Raw genomic sequence first — 18,324 nt, 5'->3', positions numbered from 1 at the left:
GCATGATTTAGGCCGCAGGTTTGCGGCGCCGCGGTTTGCGACCCGATGGTTTGCCACCACCACCGCCGGATTTAAAACCACCGGGCTTGCCGCCACGGGCGTGTTGCGCGCGCCCACCGCTGGGCTTGCCACCGCCGCCACCGCGTCTGCCGCGACCGCCGCCGCCACCACCACGCTTGGGCGGATCTTCAGCGGCTGGTTCAATGCCGCTTTCCACAGGGATGTTCATCTTCATCACCTTTTGGATTGCGCGCAGATATCCGATTTCTTGGGCATCCACAAAAGCAACTGCAGCGCCATCTTTCCCGGCGCGGGCCGTCCGACCGATGCGGTGCACATAGTTTTCGGCCACTTCTGGCAAGTCGTAGTTATAGACATGGCTGACGTCTGGAATATCGATCCCACGTGCTGCGACATCTGTGGCAACCAGAATACGGATCTCGCCTGATTTGAAGGCTTTGATCGCGCGATCACGTTGTCCTTGGGATTTGTTCCCGTGGATCGAGGCCGCTGTGTACCCTTCTGCCACCAAGTGTTTCATCAGCTTCTCAGCCGTGTGTTTGGTGCGCAAAAAGACGATCGCTTGGCCTTCCGTCTCGTCTAGGCAATCCTTCAGCTTGTCCACTTTCATGGCCTGCTTCACAAAGTGCAGAGACTGTGTGATTTTGTCTGCCGCTTTGCCCGGCGCTGCGACCTGAACCCGCTTTGGGTTGGTCAAAAACGCGCCAGCCAGTTCTTCCATTTGCTTTGGCATCGTGGCCGAGAACAAAAGGGTCTGGCGAGGTGTGCCCAACAGCGGTGCAATTTTGCGTAAGGCATGGATAAAGCCCATGTCGAGCATCTGATCGGCTTCGTCCAGCACCAACATTTTGGCGCTGTCCAGATAAACCGCACGACGATCCACAAGATCCATCAAGCGGCCCGGGGTCGCCACAAGGATATCCACACCGCGTTCAAGGCGGTTGATCTGGCGATTAATGGACTGGCCACCAACGACCGAGAACACTTTGATCGGGGTCGAGCGGACAAACACACTGAGGTTGTCACAGATTTGGTTCACTAACTCACGCGTAGGGGCAAGGATCAGCGCCTTGACCGACTTGGGCGCCGGTCGCCCTTCCAGATGGATCAGGTTTTCAACCATGGGCAGGCCAAAAGCGGCAGTTTTACCGGTACCGGTTTGGGCCAGACCAATCAGGTCATGACCGTCCAAAACCAAAGGGATAGCCTGTGCTTGAATGGGCGTGGCTTTGTCGTAGCCTGCTTGGGTGATGTTATACATAATGGTCTTGTCTAGACCCAGCATATTAAATTCGGTCACGGAATGACCCTTTCGTAAAAACGTCAAAACGCCACACATCGGTTAGGATGCACGTCTCGCGGTTCTCGTTGGGTTACTCACTCAGGCACTGAATTGCACATGGGCCGAAACCAACGACAGAACCCCGCGTGATGGGAACTGGAAATACCAAAGCTGAGACCCGTTCGGTCCGCTGCTCACGCGGCAGCGCAGCATTGGTGCTGGGGTGCATATGAGGGGTGCCGACCTATAAGTCAACGCCTACCATGGTAAATGCGAAGTTGCCGTGGGGTGTGGACTACTGTTCCAAGTCGTCTCGGGTGAAGGCTGGCAATACGGTCAACTCAGGTGCATTGGTGATCATAGGTACACCTTCGCCCCGCCAAATCGCACAGACAACGGCTAAAACGTCGGCACCTTCGGCCACAGCCAGCGCATGGGCGTCTGCAACGGCGCCACCGGTCGTGATCACGTCCTCAATGAACGTCACTTTCATGCCCGCTACGTCCTGTCCTTCGATGGCGCGGCAGGTGCCGTATGTCTTGGCCTCTTTCCGAACAAAGGCCGCTGGCAACCCGGTTTCCAGCGAGATCGCCGTGACCAAAGGCACACCGCCCAATTCTAAACCTGCGATAATCTCGGTCTCGGCTGGCAACAATTTAGCCATCTCCTTAGCCAGAGGTAACAACAGCTTGGGGTCGCCTTCAAAGCGGTACTTGTCGAAATAGATGTTCGACACCTTGCCCGAACGCAAAGTGAACTCCCCATGCAGCGTCGCCGCTGCTGCCATCTGTTGTGCTAATTCGGATTTTGAGACTGTCATCTTAAGAGGGCCTTTGAAGAGGGAGCGTTCCTTAGGAAGTAGCCGACCCTTGATCGGATGCGCAATATCAAACCATCTGAAATTGGCTGTGATATTGCGAAGGCGTGGTTTTTACGACCCGCATAAACGCCCGGCGCATACGTTCACCATCTTGAAATCCGCAGTCTGAGGCAACGGTTTGGATGCTAATGGACGTTGTCGCCAGCAGATCGCGCGCTGCATTGACGCGGATGGCCTCAACCGCTTTGGCTGGGGGCACACCCATCGTCTGTGTATACCGCCGCGAAAAATTCCGAGGGCTCATGCCACATTCCTTGGCCATGTCCTCGACTGTGATCTGCTGCTGGATATGCCCACGCACCCAGGCATGTAGGGCATCAAACCGACCTTCCGTGTCTTTGGCCTGCCGGTCCAGTTCGGCACTAAACTGGGACTGCCCGCCGGACCGGACCATTGGGGTGACCAAGGATCGTGCCATAACAATCGCTGCGTTTTTTCCCAGATCCTCTTCGATCATCGCAAGGGCCATATCGATGCCTGCTGTGATCCCGGCCGACGTCCAGACGGTGCCGTCTTTGACAAAGATCGGATCAACCTCGACTTGGACCTTTGGGAAATGCGCAGCAAGGTAATCGCAATCTTCCCAATGGGTGACGGCGCGGCGTCCATCCAGCACACCCGCTGCCGCTAGAACGATTGCTCCGGAACAGACAGAACAGACGCGCTGGGCGCGGCTTGCCAATCGGGTGAGGTGATCAAGGAATATGCCATCCTTGGATGCGTCAAAAGCGCCATCGCCACCGACAACGATCAAAGTATGAATGGGTGTACCCAGCCAGTTTTGCATCGGTTCCGTCTCAATAGGCAGCACTGTGTTAGTCTCGATCTGACCACCCTCCAGCGAGACCACATGTGTTTCATAAGCCTCACTGCCGCCTGCATGGGTGAACACCTGAAGCGGTCCGCTAAGATCCAGCAGGACAACATTCGGGTAAACCACAAACAAAACGGTTTTGGCATGAATCGAGGGCATATTGTCATTTATGCCAAGGCTTATATGGCTAGTCTAGGCGGGAAATTAATTTGCAAAAGGTCCCCGATGCTTATCCTCAAACCCAACTGCGAATGTTGCGACTGTGACTTGCCACCCTCTGGCTTGGACGCGCGCACATGCACCTTTGAATGTACCTTTTGTGCAGACTGCGCGGCGACCCGTTTTGGAAACACCTGCCCTAATTGTGGGGGCGAATTGCTGCGCCGCCCTGTGCGTCCAGCCAAGATGCTACAAAAATACCCCGCCTCGACGGACCGCTTTACCAAATTCCATTCGCAATGTGTTTCGCTATGAAAACCATTGGTGCCTTTGTCTTTCCCGGATTTGAAACCCTCGACTATTTTGGCCCGATTGAGATGCTTGGCGGCTTTGATGGGCAGGGGCAGATCATAACAATCGCGCAAACGATGGACCCCGTTACCAGTGTACACGGGCAGCGTATTTTGCCTGACGCAACTATAGACGATGCTGACGACTATGACCTCATTTTGATACCCGGGGGTGACAGCGCCCTTAACCTGCTAAACAATGCGCCACTTTTGGACTGGATCAAACGGGCAAGTCACAATGCCGAGCGGGTGATGGCCGTGTGCACAGGCACAATCTTGTTGGCCGCGAGTGGCGTCTTAGAAGATCGCCGTGCCACGACCAACAAAATGGACTTCACTGCGACAGTTCCACTGGTGCCAAAGGTCGATTGGATCAAACAGGCGCGCTGGGTCAAAGACGATAAATTTTACACATCGTCCGGCGTGTCCGCTGGCATGGATATGGCGTTGGCGGTCATGGCGGATCTTTACGGGGATGCCTTGGCAGAACGCCTAGCCCTGACCTGCGAATACGAATGGCACAAGGATGCCAACCGTGACCCCTTTGCCAGACTTGCAGGGTTGATCTAGGTCCCCCTTCCCCTTAGCTCAGAATCCCGCTATCAGCGCAGCCGTCTCGGGGCATTACGTCCCTTGCACGATTAGGAGGGCCGTTATGGGCTATAAAATCGTCGTCGTTGGCGCCACAGGCAATGTGGGCCGCGAAATGTTGAATATTCTGGATGAACGGGCTTTCCCCGTCGCCGAGATCGAAGTGCTGGCAAGCCGTCGGTCCTTGGGCACGGAAGTCAGCTTTGGCGATCGCACGCTCACGACGAAGGACCTCGACACATTTGATTTCACAGGCTGGGATATTGCCCTGTTCGCTGTTGGCTCGGACGCTACCAAAATTTATGCGCCCAAGGCGGCGGCGGCTGGCTGTGTGGTGATCGATAACTCGTCACTGTATCGCTACGACCCTGACGTGCCATTGATCGTGCCCGAGGTGAACCCGGACGACATCATGGGCTATTCCAAAAAGAACATCATCGCGAACCCCAACTGTTCGACCGCGCAAATGGTTGTGGCGTTGAAGCCGCTGCATGATCGCGCCACGATCAAACGCGTTGTGGTCAGCACGTACCAGTCCGTATCTGGCGCAGGCAAAGGCGGCATCGACGAGCTGTGGGATCAGACCAAGTCGATCTACAACCCCACAGACGACAAACCGCCAAAGCAGTTCACCAAGCAGATCGCGTTCAACGTGATCCCGCACATCGACAAATTCATGGACTCGGGCGAGACCAAAGAAGAATGGAAGATGGTCGCGGAAACCAAAAAGATCGTCGACAAAGACATCAAAGTCACGGCGACTTGCGTGCGCGTGCCTGTGTTCGTTGGCCACTCAGAAGCGATCAATATCGAGTTTGAAGACTTCCTCGACGAAGACGAAGCCCGTGATATTCTGCGCGAAGCCCCCGGTGTCATGGTGATCGATAAGCGCGAAGATGGCGGCTATGTCACACCCATCGAATGCGTTGGTGACTTTGCCACGTTCATCAGTCGTATCCGTCAGGACAGCACGATTGATAATGGTCTGAACCTGTGGTGCGTCTCGGACAATCTGCGCAAAGGTGCGGCCCTGAACGCCGTGCAAATCGCTGAAACCCTCGGCAATCGGGTGCTCAAAAAGGGCTAAACGCGATATCGACTTGAACTTCGCAGGGCTGGCAGAAATGCTGGCCCTGTTTTCGTTTGGGAGAAATGTTATGCGGTTTGGGTTGGTTGTGAGCTTGGCAGTTTTGCCAATGTCAGCGATGGCGGATGACGTGATAGCGCGCATGGACATCTCGGCAGTGACAATTTCGAGCGGAATGGCTGAGGTCACGCGGACAGGTTCTGTAACCCTGCCGGAAGGCAAACACGTATTGATCGTGCCTGCGCGCGACAACATGTTCCTACCCCAAATTGCGGCCGCAAGCGGCCTCACATTCGGCGCGGTGCAGGCAAGTGGCGCAATCGCCCTAAGCGAAGGGCAGTTGGACACACCGCTCCAAGCCGAATTACGCCAAGCCTTGGACACAGCGCAAAACACCGTGCGTGACGCCCAAGACGCCCTTGAACAGGAACTTGCCTTGATCATCGGGTATCAGTTGCAAATCGACTACCTGCGCAACCTTGCTAAGGGCGGTGAGAATGGACCAAGCCTGCCTGAAAATCTAGGTGAGTCCCTCGCACAAATGGGCGCATTGATTTCTGAACTAGAGGCAAAGATCCTTTCAGCCAATATTGAGCGTCGTGTCGCCGAAGACGCGGTGCGCGACGCGCAAGTCCTGCGCACAAAAGCCGAGAACGCTCTGCAAGCCAGTGCACCTTTTGCCGCAACAACTGCCGCCAGCCGCATTCCCGTCACGGTCGCCACCGCTGGAACATATGATCTGTCGATGACCTACCTTGTCCAAGGGGCCAATTGGACGCCGAACTATTCAATCGACCTCAACACCGAGGCATCGACCATCGACGTGATCCGCAAAGTCACGTTGACCAACCGCACCAACGCACCCTGGATTGATGTGGCGGTGACCCTTTCCACAGATAACCCACAGCGTCGTTTGGATGGCACCGCCGCCCAACCCAATCCTGTGCGCGTATTCGAACCACAGCGCCGCGCAAAAGTATCCGCGGGTCTCGCGATGGATTCCATGGCCGCCGCGCCGGAACCAATGATGCTAGAGGTGGCAGAAAGCTTTTCACCTGTGATCCAAGGCATGTCCCTCAGCTATGTTCTGAACGACATCGCAACTGTGCTGCCCCAATCCCAGACCACATCGGACTTTGGCACCTTCGACTTGACACCGGCCATCAGCAACGCTGCAAATCCGCGCTTTGATCAGACCGCCTTCTTGTTGGCCGAAACCGAAAACGACATTGGCGAACCGATCCTTCCGGGGCAAGCATACATTCTGCGTGATGGCGCATTGATCGGCGAGACTTTTGTCGACTTGATCCCTAATGGCGGTGAGATCGCATGGGGCTTTGGTCCGGTAGATCATCTGCAACTGGAATGGACACGTCTCAAGCGGCAAGAGGGCGACAGTGGTTTTATTCGTAAGTCCAATGACCAAAACGAAAGCCTGCGCTTTACCGTGACGAACCTCAGCGATCAGCCCGAGACGGTGAAAGCCTATTACGCCACGCCGTTCTCGGAACAGGAGGATCTGACTGTTTCGGCCAAACTGACCCCGCGCCCTACTCAGCGAGATGTGGACGACAAGCGTGGCGTTCATGTGTGGGAACTGGATCTTGCAGCGGGTGGAAGTCAGTCTGTTCAGCTCGAGTTTGATTTGCAGTGGCCCGATGGGCAACAAATCTCGTGGCAACCGTAAAACTGCAGATTTCGAATCGCAGGAAACCAAAGAAAACGGGCGAAGAAACCCATTTCTTCCGTCGAGTTTCGAATTTTAACCATTGTTAACAATGGGTTAATCTTGGTGGGAAGTCGGAGGTATTTTTACCCTCAAATCCGGGCCGTGCCTTTGGGTAGACTTGCGCAGCGTTAACACCAACGCATTGTATTTTGGGGGATAACCTATGAAGAACCTAACGATTGCACTGAGCCTTATTTCCGCTCTGTCCATTGCCAGCCCTGTTTATGCTGGCTCATATTCCAAAGCGGCTGGTTCGGCGGCTAGCGGGACCAAAGTCCTGACTGTCGTGCCTAATCTTTGCCCGGGCACTATTGCAGTGCTGAAAACTTGGGCCAAAACAGCCACATCGATCGCAGCTTATGCAGTTCCCACGGCTTTGCCCGGTGTGGACGTCAGCTGTGACAATCCTGGCCGGCCAGTGACTGCAGGCCAATCCTTTAACGCCCCAAGCGTAAAAGAGGCCCAAGCTGCAGCCATCGGCGCATGCGAAACGGCACGGGATGAAAACAACGGCCCATGTGTTGTATTGGGGACCGTGACCACACGCTAAACCGATTACCTACCGTTTCTACACACAGGGCTGGTGCTGTCGCGCCGGCCCTTTTTTGTCAGAAGCGTTCGGCCCGCAGAACTTCGCAATCTGTGATGCTGACAACACCGATATGTTGTTCGACGACACTGAATGCAGCCTCTAACAAGGCGTCTAGTCGCTCTGGGCGAATGATGCACACAACTTGAACCATGCCTGATGCACGGCCAACTTGGCCCTCGCGGGACCACTGGCCAGAGCGCCCAGAACCACCCAAGACAGGGAAGACGGTATAGCCTGTGACATCTGCGTCTTGCAGGGCTTTGGACAACCGCCGTTCCATCGGGGCTTCGATAATGATTGAGACGCGCTTGGCCGCATGGGTTTGCATGGGTCTCTCCTTAGGTGAGGGCTGTGGCAACGGCCAAATAGATTGGAATGCCAAGGGTAAGGTTAAACGGGAAGGTAATCCCCAAGGCCAGGGTCAAATAGACCGATGGGTTGGCTTGCGGCAGGGCAACACGCATGGCCGCTGGCACCGCGATATACGATGCTGATGCAGACAGCGTCATCATCAGCACAACACCGCCGGTACTGAGACCAAGGATCAAACCAGCGATCAATCCAGCGCCTGCACCAAACAGCGGCATGATACAGCCAAATACAAAAACTCCTCGGGTCAAAACACCACTGGCCCCGCGCAATCCGCGCCCTGCAACCAGCCCCATATCCAGCAAGAACAGGCACAACACGCCTTTGAACGGGGTCACAACGAACGGCTCGATCTCGGCCATGCCTTCGGCGCCCGTGGCGTATCCGATAAAGAACGAACCGATGAGCAATACAATCGAGCCATTCAGCAAAATTTCGCGCCACAGATCGCTTTCCATCTTTTGGCCTTGGCTGCCGCGACTGACCAGCCACAGGGCCGAAAGGATCGCAGGCGCCTCCATTGCTGCAGCAACAGCGACCATATAGCCCTCGGATGTAATGCCTTGGCTTTCCAATACGGATGTGGCTGCAACAAACGTCACAATCGAAATCGATCCATAATGCCCGGCCACGGCGGCGGCATCGATGGTCGACAGCTTGGTCATCACACGCAAAAGCGCATAGGCTAAAAACGGCAGTAGGGCGGACAGAAGGACACCGGCAATCAGCGAAAGCGCCAGACTGGCATCAACCCCGTGGTCGGCCACGCTGACCCCGCCTTTGAATCCTATGGCAAAGAGAAGGTAGATCGACATGCCTTTGGCCATAGCCTCAGGAATAGTCAGGTCCGAGCGAGCAAACGACGCCAGAAGACCCAGTGCGAAACTGAGGATGATCGGCGACATGAGGTTCTCGATTGAAAGTGCTAACAGATCGCCCACAATTTCCACCTTTATGCGTTTGGGGACAGATAGACTTCTAATTCCTGATTAAAAGACTTGAGAATAGAAATCTCATCAAACGGGTGAAAATTCTTGATCCATACCGAGGCTTTCCAAACGCCCCTCGGCAATATCAACCCACAGCCCATGCAACGCCAAAGCACCGCTGGCCTGCGCCTGCTGCACGAAGGGGAAGGTCAGGAGGTTCTCAAGTGAGACCATGACAGCCTCCTTTTCCAGCGCTGTGGTGCGTTCGCCCTTGTCTTTGATGTCTTTGACGCGTTCGTAGCCCGGGCGCAGGATGTCCATCCAACGACCAACAAAACTAGTACTTTCTTCTAGTTCCGGGGCATTCCCGGTGCACATGCTTTCGCAGCCTGCAACACCGCCACAACTCGAATGGCCCAGCACGATCAGATTGGTCACTTTCAGCGTGTTCACGGCATATTCCACAGCAGCCGACGTGCCATGGTAAGTACCATCGGGCGAAAAGGGAGGAACTAGATTTGCGATGTTGCGATGAATGAAAAATTCACCCTGCTCAGCCCCAAAGATCGAGGTCACATGCACCCGGCTGTCGCAACATGAAATCACCATTGCCCGAGGTTTTTGGCCTTCATTGGCCAAGCGTCGATACCACGACTGATTTTCAGCATAGGTCGTGGCTTTCCAGCCATTGTATCGTTGAACCAGATATCCCGGCAGGGGATGATAGTCAGACATTGCGCCACCCACTCAATTGATTGAGGTCAATTACGCTGAATTCAACCTAAATTCGAGCGATATTTTGCTAGGCTGGAAACCATTTCAAAACGTTGCTGTGTCAAAACAGTGTTTGCACCGTGGGGGTGTAGTGAATGAATGATTGAAGGTGGAACCGTGGAACAAGTCGCAATTCTCACACACGAAGAACGCGTGCATTTTGATCCGGACCGATTGACTGAACTTTATGCGGAACTGGGCGAGTTAGCTGCGGAAACCGTGGTGTGCCGTGCTTTGGAAGAACTGTCGATCAAATTGCGCCGTATAGAAGCGGCATTTTGGAGTCGGGATATCAAAACAGTACATGACAATGCCTCGGGCCTGATCGAAGTGGCCGAGCAGATTGGCATGCACAGTTTGGCACGCGTGGCATCGGATGTGGCTGGTTGCGTGGCTTCTGGCGATGTTGTGGCCTTGGGCGGCACGTTGGCCCGCCTCCTGCGCGTAGGCGATCAATCCTTGTCGACAATCTGGGACGAACAAAGCAACGCCTTCTAAATCTTCTGCGCCGCGCAAGGGGCCTTGTACTAAGGGGCTGTGATCGTAAACTGTGGGCAAACAGGATAAAGGTTGCCCATGACGTATCTCAGCAAGCCCACATTCGCAGTGGCGGATGGTCAGACAATCCCAATCCATTTGGTGTCTTCAGAACAGTTCGAAAAGTGGTGTGCAGCCCTCGATGATGCAGAACAAAACTGGATCAAGACGCATGGGTTTACAGGTGGTTTGGGACAATGGGTGGCCTGCGCAAATACGTCCGGCGGTGTCGCCTTTTTGGCAATTGGAACAGGAACAGACGCGGCGCGCAAACGTCAAAGATTTGGCGCACTAGCCAATGTATCCAAGTTCCCATCAGGTCGGTATCACCTCGCGTTGGATCCAGAGGATGACGTGGATCCCGCTGAAATTGAGGCTTTTGCTTTGGGTTGGTTGTTGTCGAGCTACCGATTTGATCGATATACCTCAAAAAGCAGTCAAGGTGCTGAGTTGTGCGCGCCAGATGTCATTGATCACCGCCGCATCGAGATTCTAGCCGCTGGTGAGTTCCTGACCCGTGATCTGATTAACACCCCTGCCCAGGATATGGGCCCTTCTTCGCTGCAAAAAGCATTTTTTGAAGTGGCACAGGCCCATGGTGCGCGGGCCCGTGCCGTTGTTGGGCAAGATTTGCTTGAGCAGAATTTTCCGATGATCCACGCCGTTGGCCGGGCCGCGGCAGATGCTCCGCGGTTGCTGGATATGTCTTGGGGGGATGCGGGACCTTTGCTGGTCTTGGTTGGAAAGGGGGTGTGTTTTGACACAGGTGGATTAAACATCAAACCGGCCTCTTCCATGGGGTTAATGAAAAAGGACATGGGTGGCGCCGCGACTGTGTTGGGGTTGGCTCATATGATAATGTCTTTGGGCCTGAAATTACGCCTGCGGGTATTGGTGCCTGCCGTTGAAAACAACATCGATGGTGGGGCATTCCGGCCGCAAGATATCCTGACCTCTCGCAAGGGTTTAACGGTTGAGATTAATAACACAGATGCCGAAGGGCGTTTGGTTCTGGCAGACGCGCTGGCCTTGGCCGACGAATCCGAGCCTGATGTGATATTGTCCATGGCGACCCTAACTGGGGCTGCGCGGGTGGCCGTTGGACCTGACCTTGCGCCGTTTTTCACCGATGACGAGGCTATTGCCTCATATTTGGCCGAGGCCGCTGGGCCAGCGCAGGATCCTGTCTGGCGCTTGCCGTTTTGGGATCCCTATGAGGCAATGATCGAGCCGGATGTGGCTGATTTAGACAATGCGCCAAAAGGCGGTTTTGCAGGGTCGATCACGGCGGCTCTGTTCTTGCGCAGATTTGTGACGCGGACTGCACGCTATGGTCATTTTGATATCTATGGCTGGCAACCTTCCGCGGCACCGGGGCGGCCCAAAGGTGGCACCGGCCAAGGTGCGCGCGCTGTTCTTGAGGCGCTACCGGATATTTTGAATTTATGACGGATCCTCGGCTTTGGCCCGCGAATGAGCGCGTCGCTTCTGAGGCCGTGCGCGGTCACGTGCAGAATGTGACTTTTTCCAAGGGTGCGGCGCGTCGGGTGCTGCGCCCGGTTGCCGATCTTTTGCGCGCGCCGGATGGCCCACGGGATCGTCAAGTGCTGATGGGTGATATAGCCCAAGTGTTTGAGGATCGTGCGGGATGGTCGTTTGTTCAAATGGCCAAGGATGGGTATGTTGGCTATTTGCCATCGGGATCTTTGGGACCTGTCGCTGTTGCCAGCCACAAGGTGTCTGTGAAGGCAACCCACGTCTATCAAGGTGATGATTTCAAATCGGCCAACCTGATGGCTTTGCCCCATGGGGCGTCTGTGAACGTGTCTGCTACAGGCCCGAAATTTGCCCATACCGATCTAGGCTTCGTCCCAGTGTCCCATCTTTCGCCCGTCACACAGCATGAAGTAGATTTGGTTTCTGTGGCACGGCTCTATTTGGGGGTACCCTATCTGTGGGGGGGCAATTCGATCTGGGGGATTGATTGCTCGGGTTTGGTGCAGGCGGCCTGTGTGGCCTGTGGTATCCCCTGTTGCGGGGACAGTGACCAACAGGCGCAGCACCTTGGGAAAAGTGTCGCCTTGGGATCCGAGTTTATTCAAGGCGATATTTTGTTTTGGAAGGGGCATGTTGGGATTGTTGCCGGACCTGATCGGTTGCTGCACGCCAATGTGTTCCACATGGCTGTGGTGGAGGAACCTTTGGGAGCTGCCTTGCACCGAATTGAAGAAAACGGCGATGGGCCGCTAACGGGTCATCGTCGGGTTTAGGTATTTGGGGACCAAAGAAACCTAGTCTACGGCACGGATAAGTTTACGTTCCAGCACGCGCAGCACCGTTTTGAGGTCAGCCCCGCGTTTCAGGATCTGGCCATCCATACCAATCACAGCATACATGCCCTGTTTGCCGCGCAGTTTGGGGCGTTTTTCGATGCGATAAAGAGGATTTTCTGCGGTGCGCCGGAACACGGAAAACACTGCAACGTCGCGCAGGCTTGAGATACCGTAGTCGCGCCATTCACCTGCTGCCACCATACGCCCATAGAGTGATAGAATCGGACCAAGTTCGGTGCGGTGAAACGCGACCTGTTCGGGCAATTTTGAGGGAAATGGGATTGGTGGATTTTGAGCGTTCATAAACCAAGTTTGCCCTATTTTGCTTATAAATCAAGCAAAGCCATCTTTTGGCCTGAAAAACATCGGTTGAATTCCCCTTTTTGCCCCTCATTGTGCCGTTGTTGGCCAGCATAAAGTTTGTATCGGTAGCTAGAACAGCTGCTCCCCCGATGTTCGCGGATTTTATAGCCCCCACCCAGCCCGCGGACATCGGGGATACTTATTCCCCAAGGTCGATGCTTTATGCAAAGCGTCCCTGACAAAACCACCCTGCAGATAGACCGGCCCCATGGGCATAAAACAGCCACAGCCGTTCGCCTGTTTCCACATCCACATGCCAGTAATCACGCACGCCGCTGCGCCAGTTGGGATCATCCAGCCACCATTCCGGCGCAATGCGTTCTGGCCCATGGGCTTGCTTTAAGTGCAAATGCCGCCCGCGCCATTTGAAGGCTGCAGGTGGTATGGGATTAACGGGGGCGCCGACCAATTCGGGTTGCCAGATCTCCAACGGGCGCGGTGTAGCGGGTTTGACCCAATCCATAGCAGGGTCTGACCAAGCTGCCGCCATTGTCACGCTGGTTTTTTCTGGGATGTTGCTGTCGCCGGGATGTTCGCGCGTGATCGCCTCAAGGCCAACCCGTGCCCCAAGCCGTCCGATCAGATCATCAAAACTGGTGTTGCGGGCCAATCGTTCGGCCACATCGCGACCGGCGTCCAGATGGCCTTTATGTTGGGTTTGATAAACCGGTTCGGTTTGGTGTGCCTCGATGCGCAACAGATCAATGCCGAACCCTGCATCAATTTGGTCCAGCTTCAGTGAAAGCAAGGGTTTGATGCGTTCGGGATTGGCCGAGGGGCGTGCCAGCCCCACTTCGATGGTTTGGCGGGTTTGATCGACGCGAAACGCCTGTAGGCGCACGCGACGCGCGCCATGGCCTTTGGCCTCTAGCTGTTGTTGTAATCGGGGTAGCAAACGATCAAGGCCCGCCAGAATATCGCTTTCTAGTCCGATGGGCTCGGGCAGGGTCAAACGGCAGGCAAAATGCAGCGGTGGTTTGGCAGGGGACACAGGTTCGGACACAGCGCCAATGGCCTGATCAAGGCGCAGCACCAGATCCTTGCCAAAGCGCCGCGCCAGCCCAGCACGCGGTTGACCCAGTAGATCCCCAATACGCCGCAACCCAAGACGTGCCAGCGATGTCACCGTAGGTTCAGGCAGGCGCAGGGCGGCAATCGGCAGCGGCATCAGGGCCGTATGTGTGGCTGCTGGGGCTGCAATCCGGTGGGTGTTGGCGGCCCCTGTTACCAGTTTGGGCGCGGCCCCGCCACGTTCCCAATTGCGGCGTTTCACAGCGCGCGATCTGGTTGCATAAGCCTCTTGATCGATGGCATCGCCGGACCGTGTGGCATTGGGGGCTTGGCCTGCATAGCGCGCCAAAGCCCAAGCGGCCCCAAGTGTGTCTGCAATGCCCGCTTGCACACTAAGATGCAGGTCAGCACAGTCATCTTCGACTTGTTTGACCAGTGCCTCTTCGCCGCCAAAAAGATGCGCGCAGCCTGTGAGGTCAATGACCAAGCCACCGGGGGCTTCTTGATTGACCCAAGGGGAAAACTTGCCGGCCCAACGCCGCAATGCGGTCAGAAATTGTTCTTCGGCCAGCGGGTCTTGAAGGCGGGTCAGCAGGCCTTCGCACATGGCGTGGGCATCGCGGGCCGGTTGCCCGACGCGCAAGCCAGCGGCCTCGGCTTGCACTGATAAGGAGCTAATCACTTGCATCTGGCCGCTTTCGCGCAGCACGGCAAAAGGCACGTCAATGGTCCCACGCCATTGGCGCAGGACACGTTCGGCCCCCAAGCGGGGAAACCACAAAGACAAGATACGGCGCTGGGGCATGGCAGTGACCCGATAAAATGTTCTTACTTTGTTCTAAATACGTCCCAAGGCATCACGAGTCCAGAGCGACCTGTTTTTTAGACCCAAAAAGGGGCTTAGCCGCAGGACAACCGGATGACAGTGCCCGCGGCATCCAGATGGATGTTCAATCGTTGGGGACGGTAGTCTTGGGTTACCAAATCGCCGGGACGAATGATACGCGTGGGCAGCAATACCAACGTTTCTTCCAAACCATCAGTGGTCATACCCAGCAATTGCGCGTTCTCATTGGCCTTGCATTGATCATCCAGCCCCACTGGCAACGCCGCCTCGGCAGGGTCTGTTGGTTCAACAGGCTCAATCGGGTCGATCACCGGGGTTTTGGGCCCACAGGCCGTCAGCAGGCCAAAGGCCGCAAGAAATAAGAACTTCTTCATAAGGCAAACCTCTGACATCGCGCGCAAAAAGGCAAGGGCCGTGCCTGTAAAAACGCTTGCATTGCTATGGACCATCCCGCACGGTTTACCAGACGACAACAGGGAAGGAGACGTCCATGCGGACCCGTGCAGCAGTGGCCCTAGAGGCTGGCAAACCATTAGAAGTGATGGAGGTCAATTTGGACGGCCCCCGCGCAGGCGAAGTTTTGGTGGAAATCAAGGCAACTGGTCTGTGCCATACGGATGAATTCACCCGCTCGGGCGATGATCCTGAGGGCATTTTTCCCGCAATCTTGGGTCACGAGGGTGCAGGCATTGTTATCGAAGTGGGCGAAGGCGTCACCAGTCTTGAGGTTGGCGATCACGTGATCCCGCTTTACACGCCTGAATGTCGCGAATGTGACTACTGCCTGAACCCAAAAACGAACCTGTGTCAAAAAATTCGCAGCACCCAGGGTGCGGGTCTTTTGCCTGATGGATCGACCCGTTTTTCGATGTTGGACGGCACGCCGATCCACCACTACATGGGCTGCTCCACCTTTGCCAACCACACCGTGGTGCCAGAGATTGCGCTGGCCAAGGTCCGCAAAGACGCGCCGTTTGACAAAATCTGCTACATCGGGTGCGGCGTGACCACTGGAATCGGGGCTGTGATCAACACAGCCAAGGTTGAGATCGGTTCGACCGGTATCGTCTTTGGTTTGGGCGGGATTGGCTTGAATGTGATCCAAGGTCTGCGACTGGCCGGAGCGGATCAAATCGTTGGTGTTGACCTGAACGATGGCAAGGTCGAGATGGCCACGCATTTTGGCATGACCGACTTTGTGAATCCGTCCAAAGTGGAGGGTGATTTGGTTGCTCATCTGGTGGAACTCACCGGCGGCGGTGCTGATTATACCTTTGACGCGACAGGCAATGTGGGTGTGATGCGCACTGCACTGGAAGCGGCCCACAAAGGCTGGGGCGAAAGCATCATCATCGGCGTGGCCCCGGCGGGTGCAGAAATCAGCACGCGTCCTTTCCAATTGGTCACAGGGCGCAGCTGGCGCGGCACAGCCTTTGGTGGTGCCTCTGGTCGCACGGATGTTCCGAGGATTGTTGATTGGTACATGGACGGTAAGATCGAAATCGATCCGATGATCACGCACAAATTGTCACTGGATGAGATCAACCATGGTTTTGATCTGATGCACGAGGGTAAATCGATCCGGGCGGTTGTTGAGTTCTAATTCGTAGGAAAACGTGGCGCGCTGCTAGGTTCCGTAGCGCGCCATAAACATATCGACAGCACCTTTGACGATACGGTCCAGATCCGCTTCGGTGAATGTCTTTTGCACCCCGAACATCAACTTTGGAAACAGATCTGTCTTACACAGTTCCGGAAACTGCCATGCGGCCAGATCAATGTCGTCCACGGCAAGTTCACCTCGATCAATCGCGATCTGGATATACTCGGCCAAAATGCGGTGAACGGTCATTGGACCACATTCGAAAAATTCGCGCCCCAGTTCAGGAAAGCGCGCTGATTCCGCGACACTGATCCGAAACACCTGTTGGCCGAAATCCGACATAAAGAAATGCATCAAATTGGTTGCGGCTCGCGTTAACACAATGCGTGGTGGCTGACTGTCATCAATGTCGTGCACAGCCAATTCGGTCTGGCGATTACATTCGGTCTTGGCGACTTCCATGAACAACAGACGCTTGTCCGGGAAATAACTATACAAGGTCGCCTTCGAGACGCCCGCTGCCTTGGCAATATCGTCCACACTGGCACCTTCGAATCCATCGGCCATGAAAACTTCCCGCGCGCCTTCCAGCACTTGGTCAAATTTTCGGCCTTTACGGATGTCAGGGGTGGGTGCGTTCATGAGCTGCCTTTGGGACTAGAGGCCTAGTATAGACCGATCCGGTCTTATTACACAATGAAAACGGGCGACCCCCGGGGACAAGGGTCGCCCAACCAGCATTGCGGTGCGAGACGGGGAGGGAGGTCGTTATTCGCTCACGCAATCTTCGGCAATAACAGTGGTTTGAGTATTGCAGCTGATGGTGGTTGTTGGGCCTTCAGGGAAGGTCAGAATTGGAAACTGCACAATAGGTGCGCCAGCCGAGGCAGAGAGGGCGGACGACAACAGCAGGGCAGAAGCGAGCATTGGGAGGGTACGTTTCATTGGTCTTGTCCTTTCTTTTAAAGTGAACCAATCAGTTCAAAACACTATTTAAACTAAGTAGTTTAGTTTTCAAGAGGAAAGTGAACTGTTTGGTTCATTTTTATTTTTTGGCATCGCTTTTCGTGGTACTGGCATCTTAATGGATCAAATGTTACCGCGGTGACATGCTGGCTATATTTCTGAAGACACTGCCATTTTTTACGCTGATCGGTTTGGGCTACCTTGCCGCGCGCTCGAAATTCTTCAGCGAAGAAGCCACGGCCTATTTAACAAAATTTGTCTTTTACTTTGCTCTGTCGGCCATGTTGTTCCGTTTTGCTGCTAATCTATCGTTTGCTGATCTGTTCAATCTCAACTTTATGCTGGCCTACCTCTGGGGCACTGGCGTAGTTTACCTGATCGCCACGGGCATCGCGTTCTTACGCGGTCTGTCCACAGCTGAGGCCGCCGTCGAGGCCCAAGTGGCCGTCATCGGCAACATCGGGTTTCTGGGCATTCCGATGCTGGCGCTGCTATTGGGCGACGCGGCTATCGGCTATATCATGTTGATGCTGGCGGTGGATTTGATCGTCTTTGGCAGTCTCATCGTGATTTTAATCGTTGGATCGCGCGATGGCCGCGTCTCGCCTGCGATCTTGAAAACCGTTGGTTTGGGTCTGATCAAGAACCCAATGATCGTCTCGATCTCATTGGGTCTGATCTGGTCCGTGATGCGATTGCCGATCCCGGCCCCTGCAAACGAATTTCTCGCCATGCTTGGGGGGGCCGCGACGCCCTGCGCCCTATTCGCTATTGGAGCCTCGCTTGCGTCAAAGTCTGCGGAACGGGTCAGCGTGGCGTTGTATTTGTCGGGCTGCAAACTGTTCTTGCACCCCGCAGCAGTGGCCTTGGGTGGTTTGGTCATCTTCCCTGTGGATCCGTATGCAGCAGGCGTCATGATCGCGGCAGCGGCTTTGCCTGTGGCGGGCAATGTCTTTATGGTCGCACAACATTATGGGGTTGCACCAACCCGCGTTTCAGCCTCAATTCTGGTCTCGACATTGATCAGCATCATCACCGTCTCGGTCGTTATCGGCTGGGTATCAACATTTTGACAGGGGGTCCGGCC

General features: G+C 55.2%; 21 protein-coding genes. 10 read left to right on the top strand and 11 right to left on the bottom strand.

Going from position 1 to position 18,324, the window contains the following annotated elements; all coding sequences use genetic code 11:
* Nucleotides 1-7: 7 nt before the first annotated feature.
* The 3 genes from ACIRQ6_RS15885 to ACIRQ6_RS15875 all read right to left on the bottom strand — a co-directional run bounded on the left by ACIRQ6_RS15885 (nt 8) and on the right by ACIRQ6_RS15875 (nt 3,156).
* Nucleotides 8-1,321, bottom strand: coding sequence for a DEAD/DEAH box helicase (locus tag ACIRQ6_RS15885; protein ID WP_420861577.1), 1,314 nt, complete (start codon nt 1,319-1,321; stop codon nt 8-10).
* 277 nt (nt 1,322-1,598) lie between these two features.
* Nucleotides 1,599-2,123, bottom strand: a complete 525-nt coding sequence (gene pyrE / locus ACIRQ6_RS15880) for an orotate phosphoribosyltransferase (RefSeq protein ID WP_420861575.1) — start codon at nt 2,121-2,123, stop codon at nt 1,599-1,601.
* Between the two features lie 67 nt (nt 2,124-2,190).
* Nucleotides 2,191-3,156, bottom strand: coding sequence for a GlxA family transcriptional regulator (locus ACIRQ6_RS15875; RefSeq protein ID WP_420861574.1), 966 nt, complete (start codon nt 3,154-3,156; stop codon nt 2,191-2,193).
* Here ACIRQ6_RS15875 and ACIRQ6_RS15870 point away from each other — a divergent pair.
* From ACIRQ6_RS15870 to ACIRQ6_RS15850, 5 genes are all read left to right on the top strand, one after another.
* Nucleotides 3,064-3,471 (top strand): DUF1272 domain-containing protein, encoded by a 408-nt coding sequence (locus tag ACIRQ6_RS15870; protein WP_420861573.1) that lies wholly within the window; start codon nt 3,064-3,066, stop codon nt 3,469-3,471. The genes ACIRQ6_RS15875 and ACIRQ6_RS15870 overlap by 93 nt on opposite strands.
* Nucleotides 3,468-4,076: a DJ-1/PfpI family protein gene (locus ACIRQ6_RS15865; RefSeq protein ID WP_420861572.1), complete on the top strand. Its 609-nt coding sequence runs from the start codon at nt 3,468-3,470 to the stop codon at nt 4,074-4,076. Before ACIRQ6_RS15870 ends, ACIRQ6_RS15865 begins: the two co-directional genes overlap by 4 nt.
* 85 nt (nt 4,077-4,161) lie before the next feature.
* Complete coding sequence (locus tag ACIRQ6_RS15860) at nt 4,162-5,184, top strand: aspartate-semialdehyde dehydrogenase (RefSeq protein ID WP_420861571.1); 1,023 nt, start codon at nt 4,162-4,164, stop codon at nt 5,182-5,184.
* A 70-nt stretch (nt 5,185-5,254) separates the two neighbouring features.
* Nucleotides 5,255-6,871, top strand: coding sequence for a mucoidy inhibitor MuiA family protein (locus tag ACIRQ6_RS15855; RefSeq protein ID WP_420861570.1), 1,617 nt, complete (start codon nt 5,255-5,257; stop codon nt 6,869-6,871).
* A gap of 205 nt (nt 6,872-7,076) precedes the next feature.
* Nucleotides 7,077-7,463 carry a hypothetical protein gene (locus tag ACIRQ6_RS15850; protein WP_420861569.1) on the top strand — a complete coding sequence of 129 codons (387 nt, stop codon included), beginning with the start codon at nt 7,077-7,079 and terminating at the stop codon, nt 7,461-7,463.
* Between the two features lie 58 nt (nt 7,464-7,521).
* Here ACIRQ6_RS15850 and ACIRQ6_RS15845 read toward each other — a convergent pair whose 3' ends face one another.
* From ACIRQ6_RS15845 to ACIRQ6_RS15835, 3 genes are all read right to left on the bottom strand, one after another.
* Nucleotides 7,522-7,833: a P-II family nitrogen regulator gene (locus tag ACIRQ6_RS15845; protein ID WP_420861568.1), complete on the bottom strand. Its 312-nt coding sequence runs from the start codon at nt 7,831-7,833 to the stop codon at nt 7,522-7,524.
* A gap of 10 nt (nt 7,834-7,843) precedes the next feature.
* Nucleotides 7,844-8,815 (bottom strand): sodium-dependent bicarbonate transport family permease, encoded by a 972-nt coding sequence (locus ACIRQ6_RS15840; protein WP_420861567.1) that lies wholly within the window; start codon nt 8,813-8,815, stop codon nt 7,844-7,846.
* A 75-nt stretch (nt 8,816-8,890) separates the two neighbouring features.
* Nucleotides 8,891-9,538: a carbonic anhydrase gene (locus ACIRQ6_RS15835; RefSeq protein WP_420861566.1), complete on the bottom strand. Its 648-nt coding sequence runs from the start codon at nt 9,536-9,538 to the stop codon at nt 8,891-8,893.
* Between the two features lie 156 nt (nt 9,539-9,694).
* On the opposite strand from ACIRQ6_RS15835, the gene ACIRQ6_RS15830 reads away from it, so the two are divergent.
* The 3 genes from ACIRQ6_RS15830 (at nt 9,695) to ACIRQ6_RS15820 (ending at nt 12,384) form a co-directional block, all read left to right on the top strand.
* Complete coding sequence (locus ACIRQ6_RS15830) at nt 9,695-10,075, top strand: hypothetical protein (RefSeq protein WP_420861565.1); 381 nt, start codon at nt 9,695-9,697, stop codon at nt 10,073-10,075.
* Between the two features lie 78 nt (nt 10,076-10,153).
* Nucleotides 10,154-11,563 (top strand): leucyl aminopeptidase family protein, encoded by a 1,410-nt coding sequence (locus ACIRQ6_RS15825; protein ID WP_420861564.1) that lies wholly within the window; start codon nt 10,154-10,156, stop codon nt 11,561-11,563.
* Nucleotides 11,560-12,384, top strand: a complete 825-nt coding sequence (locus ACIRQ6_RS15820) for a C40 family peptidase (RefSeq protein ID WP_420861563.1) — start codon at nt 11,560-11,562, stop codon at nt 12,382-12,384. Before ACIRQ6_RS15825 ends, ACIRQ6_RS15820 begins: the two co-directional genes overlap by 4 nt.
* A 21-nt stretch (nt 12,385-12,405) precedes the next feature.
* Here the strand turns inward: ACIRQ6_RS15820 and ACIRQ6_RS15815 are convergent, their stop codons facing one another.
* The 3 genes from ACIRQ6_RS15815 to ACIRQ6_RS15805 all read right to left on the bottom strand — a co-directional run bounded on the left by ACIRQ6_RS15815 (nt 12,406) and on the right by ACIRQ6_RS15805 (nt 15,042).
* Nucleotides 12,406-12,750: a DUF2794 domain-containing protein gene (locus tag ACIRQ6_RS15815; protein ID WP_420861562.1), complete on the bottom strand. Its 345-nt coding sequence runs from the start codon at nt 12,748-12,750 to the stop codon at nt 12,406-12,408.
* Nucleotides 12,751-12,970: 220 nt separating this feature from the next.
* Nucleotides 12,971-14,626, bottom strand: coding sequence for a Y-family DNA polymerase (locus ACIRQ6_RS15810; RefSeq protein WP_420861561.1), 1,656 nt, complete (start codon nt 14,624-14,626; stop codon nt 12,971-12,973).
* A gap of 95 nt (nt 14,627-14,721) precedes the next feature.
* On the bottom strand, nt 14,722-15,042 hold the full coding sequence (locus ACIRQ6_RS15805) for an I78 family peptidase inhibitor (protein WP_420861560.1): 321 nt from the start codon (nt 15,040-15,042) through the stop codon (nt 14,722-14,724).
* 116 nt (nt 15,043-15,158) lie between these two features.
* Between ACIRQ6_RS15805 and ACIRQ6_RS15800 the strand changes: the two genes are divergently transcribed.
* Nucleotides 15,159-16,271 (top strand): S-(hydroxymethyl)glutathione dehydrogenase/class III alcohol dehydrogenase, encoded by a 1,113-nt coding sequence (locus tag ACIRQ6_RS15800; RefSeq protein ID WP_420861559.1) that lies wholly within the window; start codon nt 15,159-15,161, stop codon nt 16,269-16,271.
* Nucleotides 16,272-16,295: 24 nt separating this feature from the next.
* On the opposite strand, the gene ACIRQ6_RS15795 is transcribed toward ACIRQ6_RS15800, so the two are convergent.
* Together ACIRQ6_RS15795 and ACIRQ6_RS15790 are read right to left on the bottom strand one after the other, a co-directional pair.
* Nucleotides 16,296-16,913, bottom strand: a complete 618-nt coding sequence (locus ACIRQ6_RS15795) for a TetR/AcrR family transcriptional regulator (protein ID WP_420861558.1) — start codon at nt 16,911-16,913, stop codon at nt 16,296-16,298.
* Between the two features lie 126 nt (nt 16,914-17,039).
* Entirely contained in the window at nt 17,040-17,216 is a 177-nt protein-coding gene (locus ACIRQ6_RS15790) for a hypothetical protein (RefSeq protein ID WP_420861557.1), read from the bottom strand.
* A gap of 164 nt (nt 17,217-17,380) precedes the next feature.
* Here ACIRQ6_RS15790 and ACIRQ6_RS15785 point away from each other — a divergent pair, with 164 nt between their 5' ends.
* Nucleotides 17,381-18,310, top strand: coding sequence for an AEC family transporter (locus tag ACIRQ6_RS15785; RefSeq protein WP_420861556.1), 930 nt, complete (start codon nt 17,381-17,383; stop codon nt 18,308-18,310).
* Nucleotides 18,311-18,324 lie beyond the last annotated feature (14 nt).

The organism is Algirhabdus cladophorae (genome assembly GCF_044772865.1).
Classification (GTDB): Bacteria; Pseudomonadota; Alphaproteobacteria; order Rhodobacterales; family Rhodobacteraceae; genus Algirhabdus; species Algirhabdus cladophorae.
This window is presented reverse-complemented; position numbering and strand designations above follow the sequence as displayed.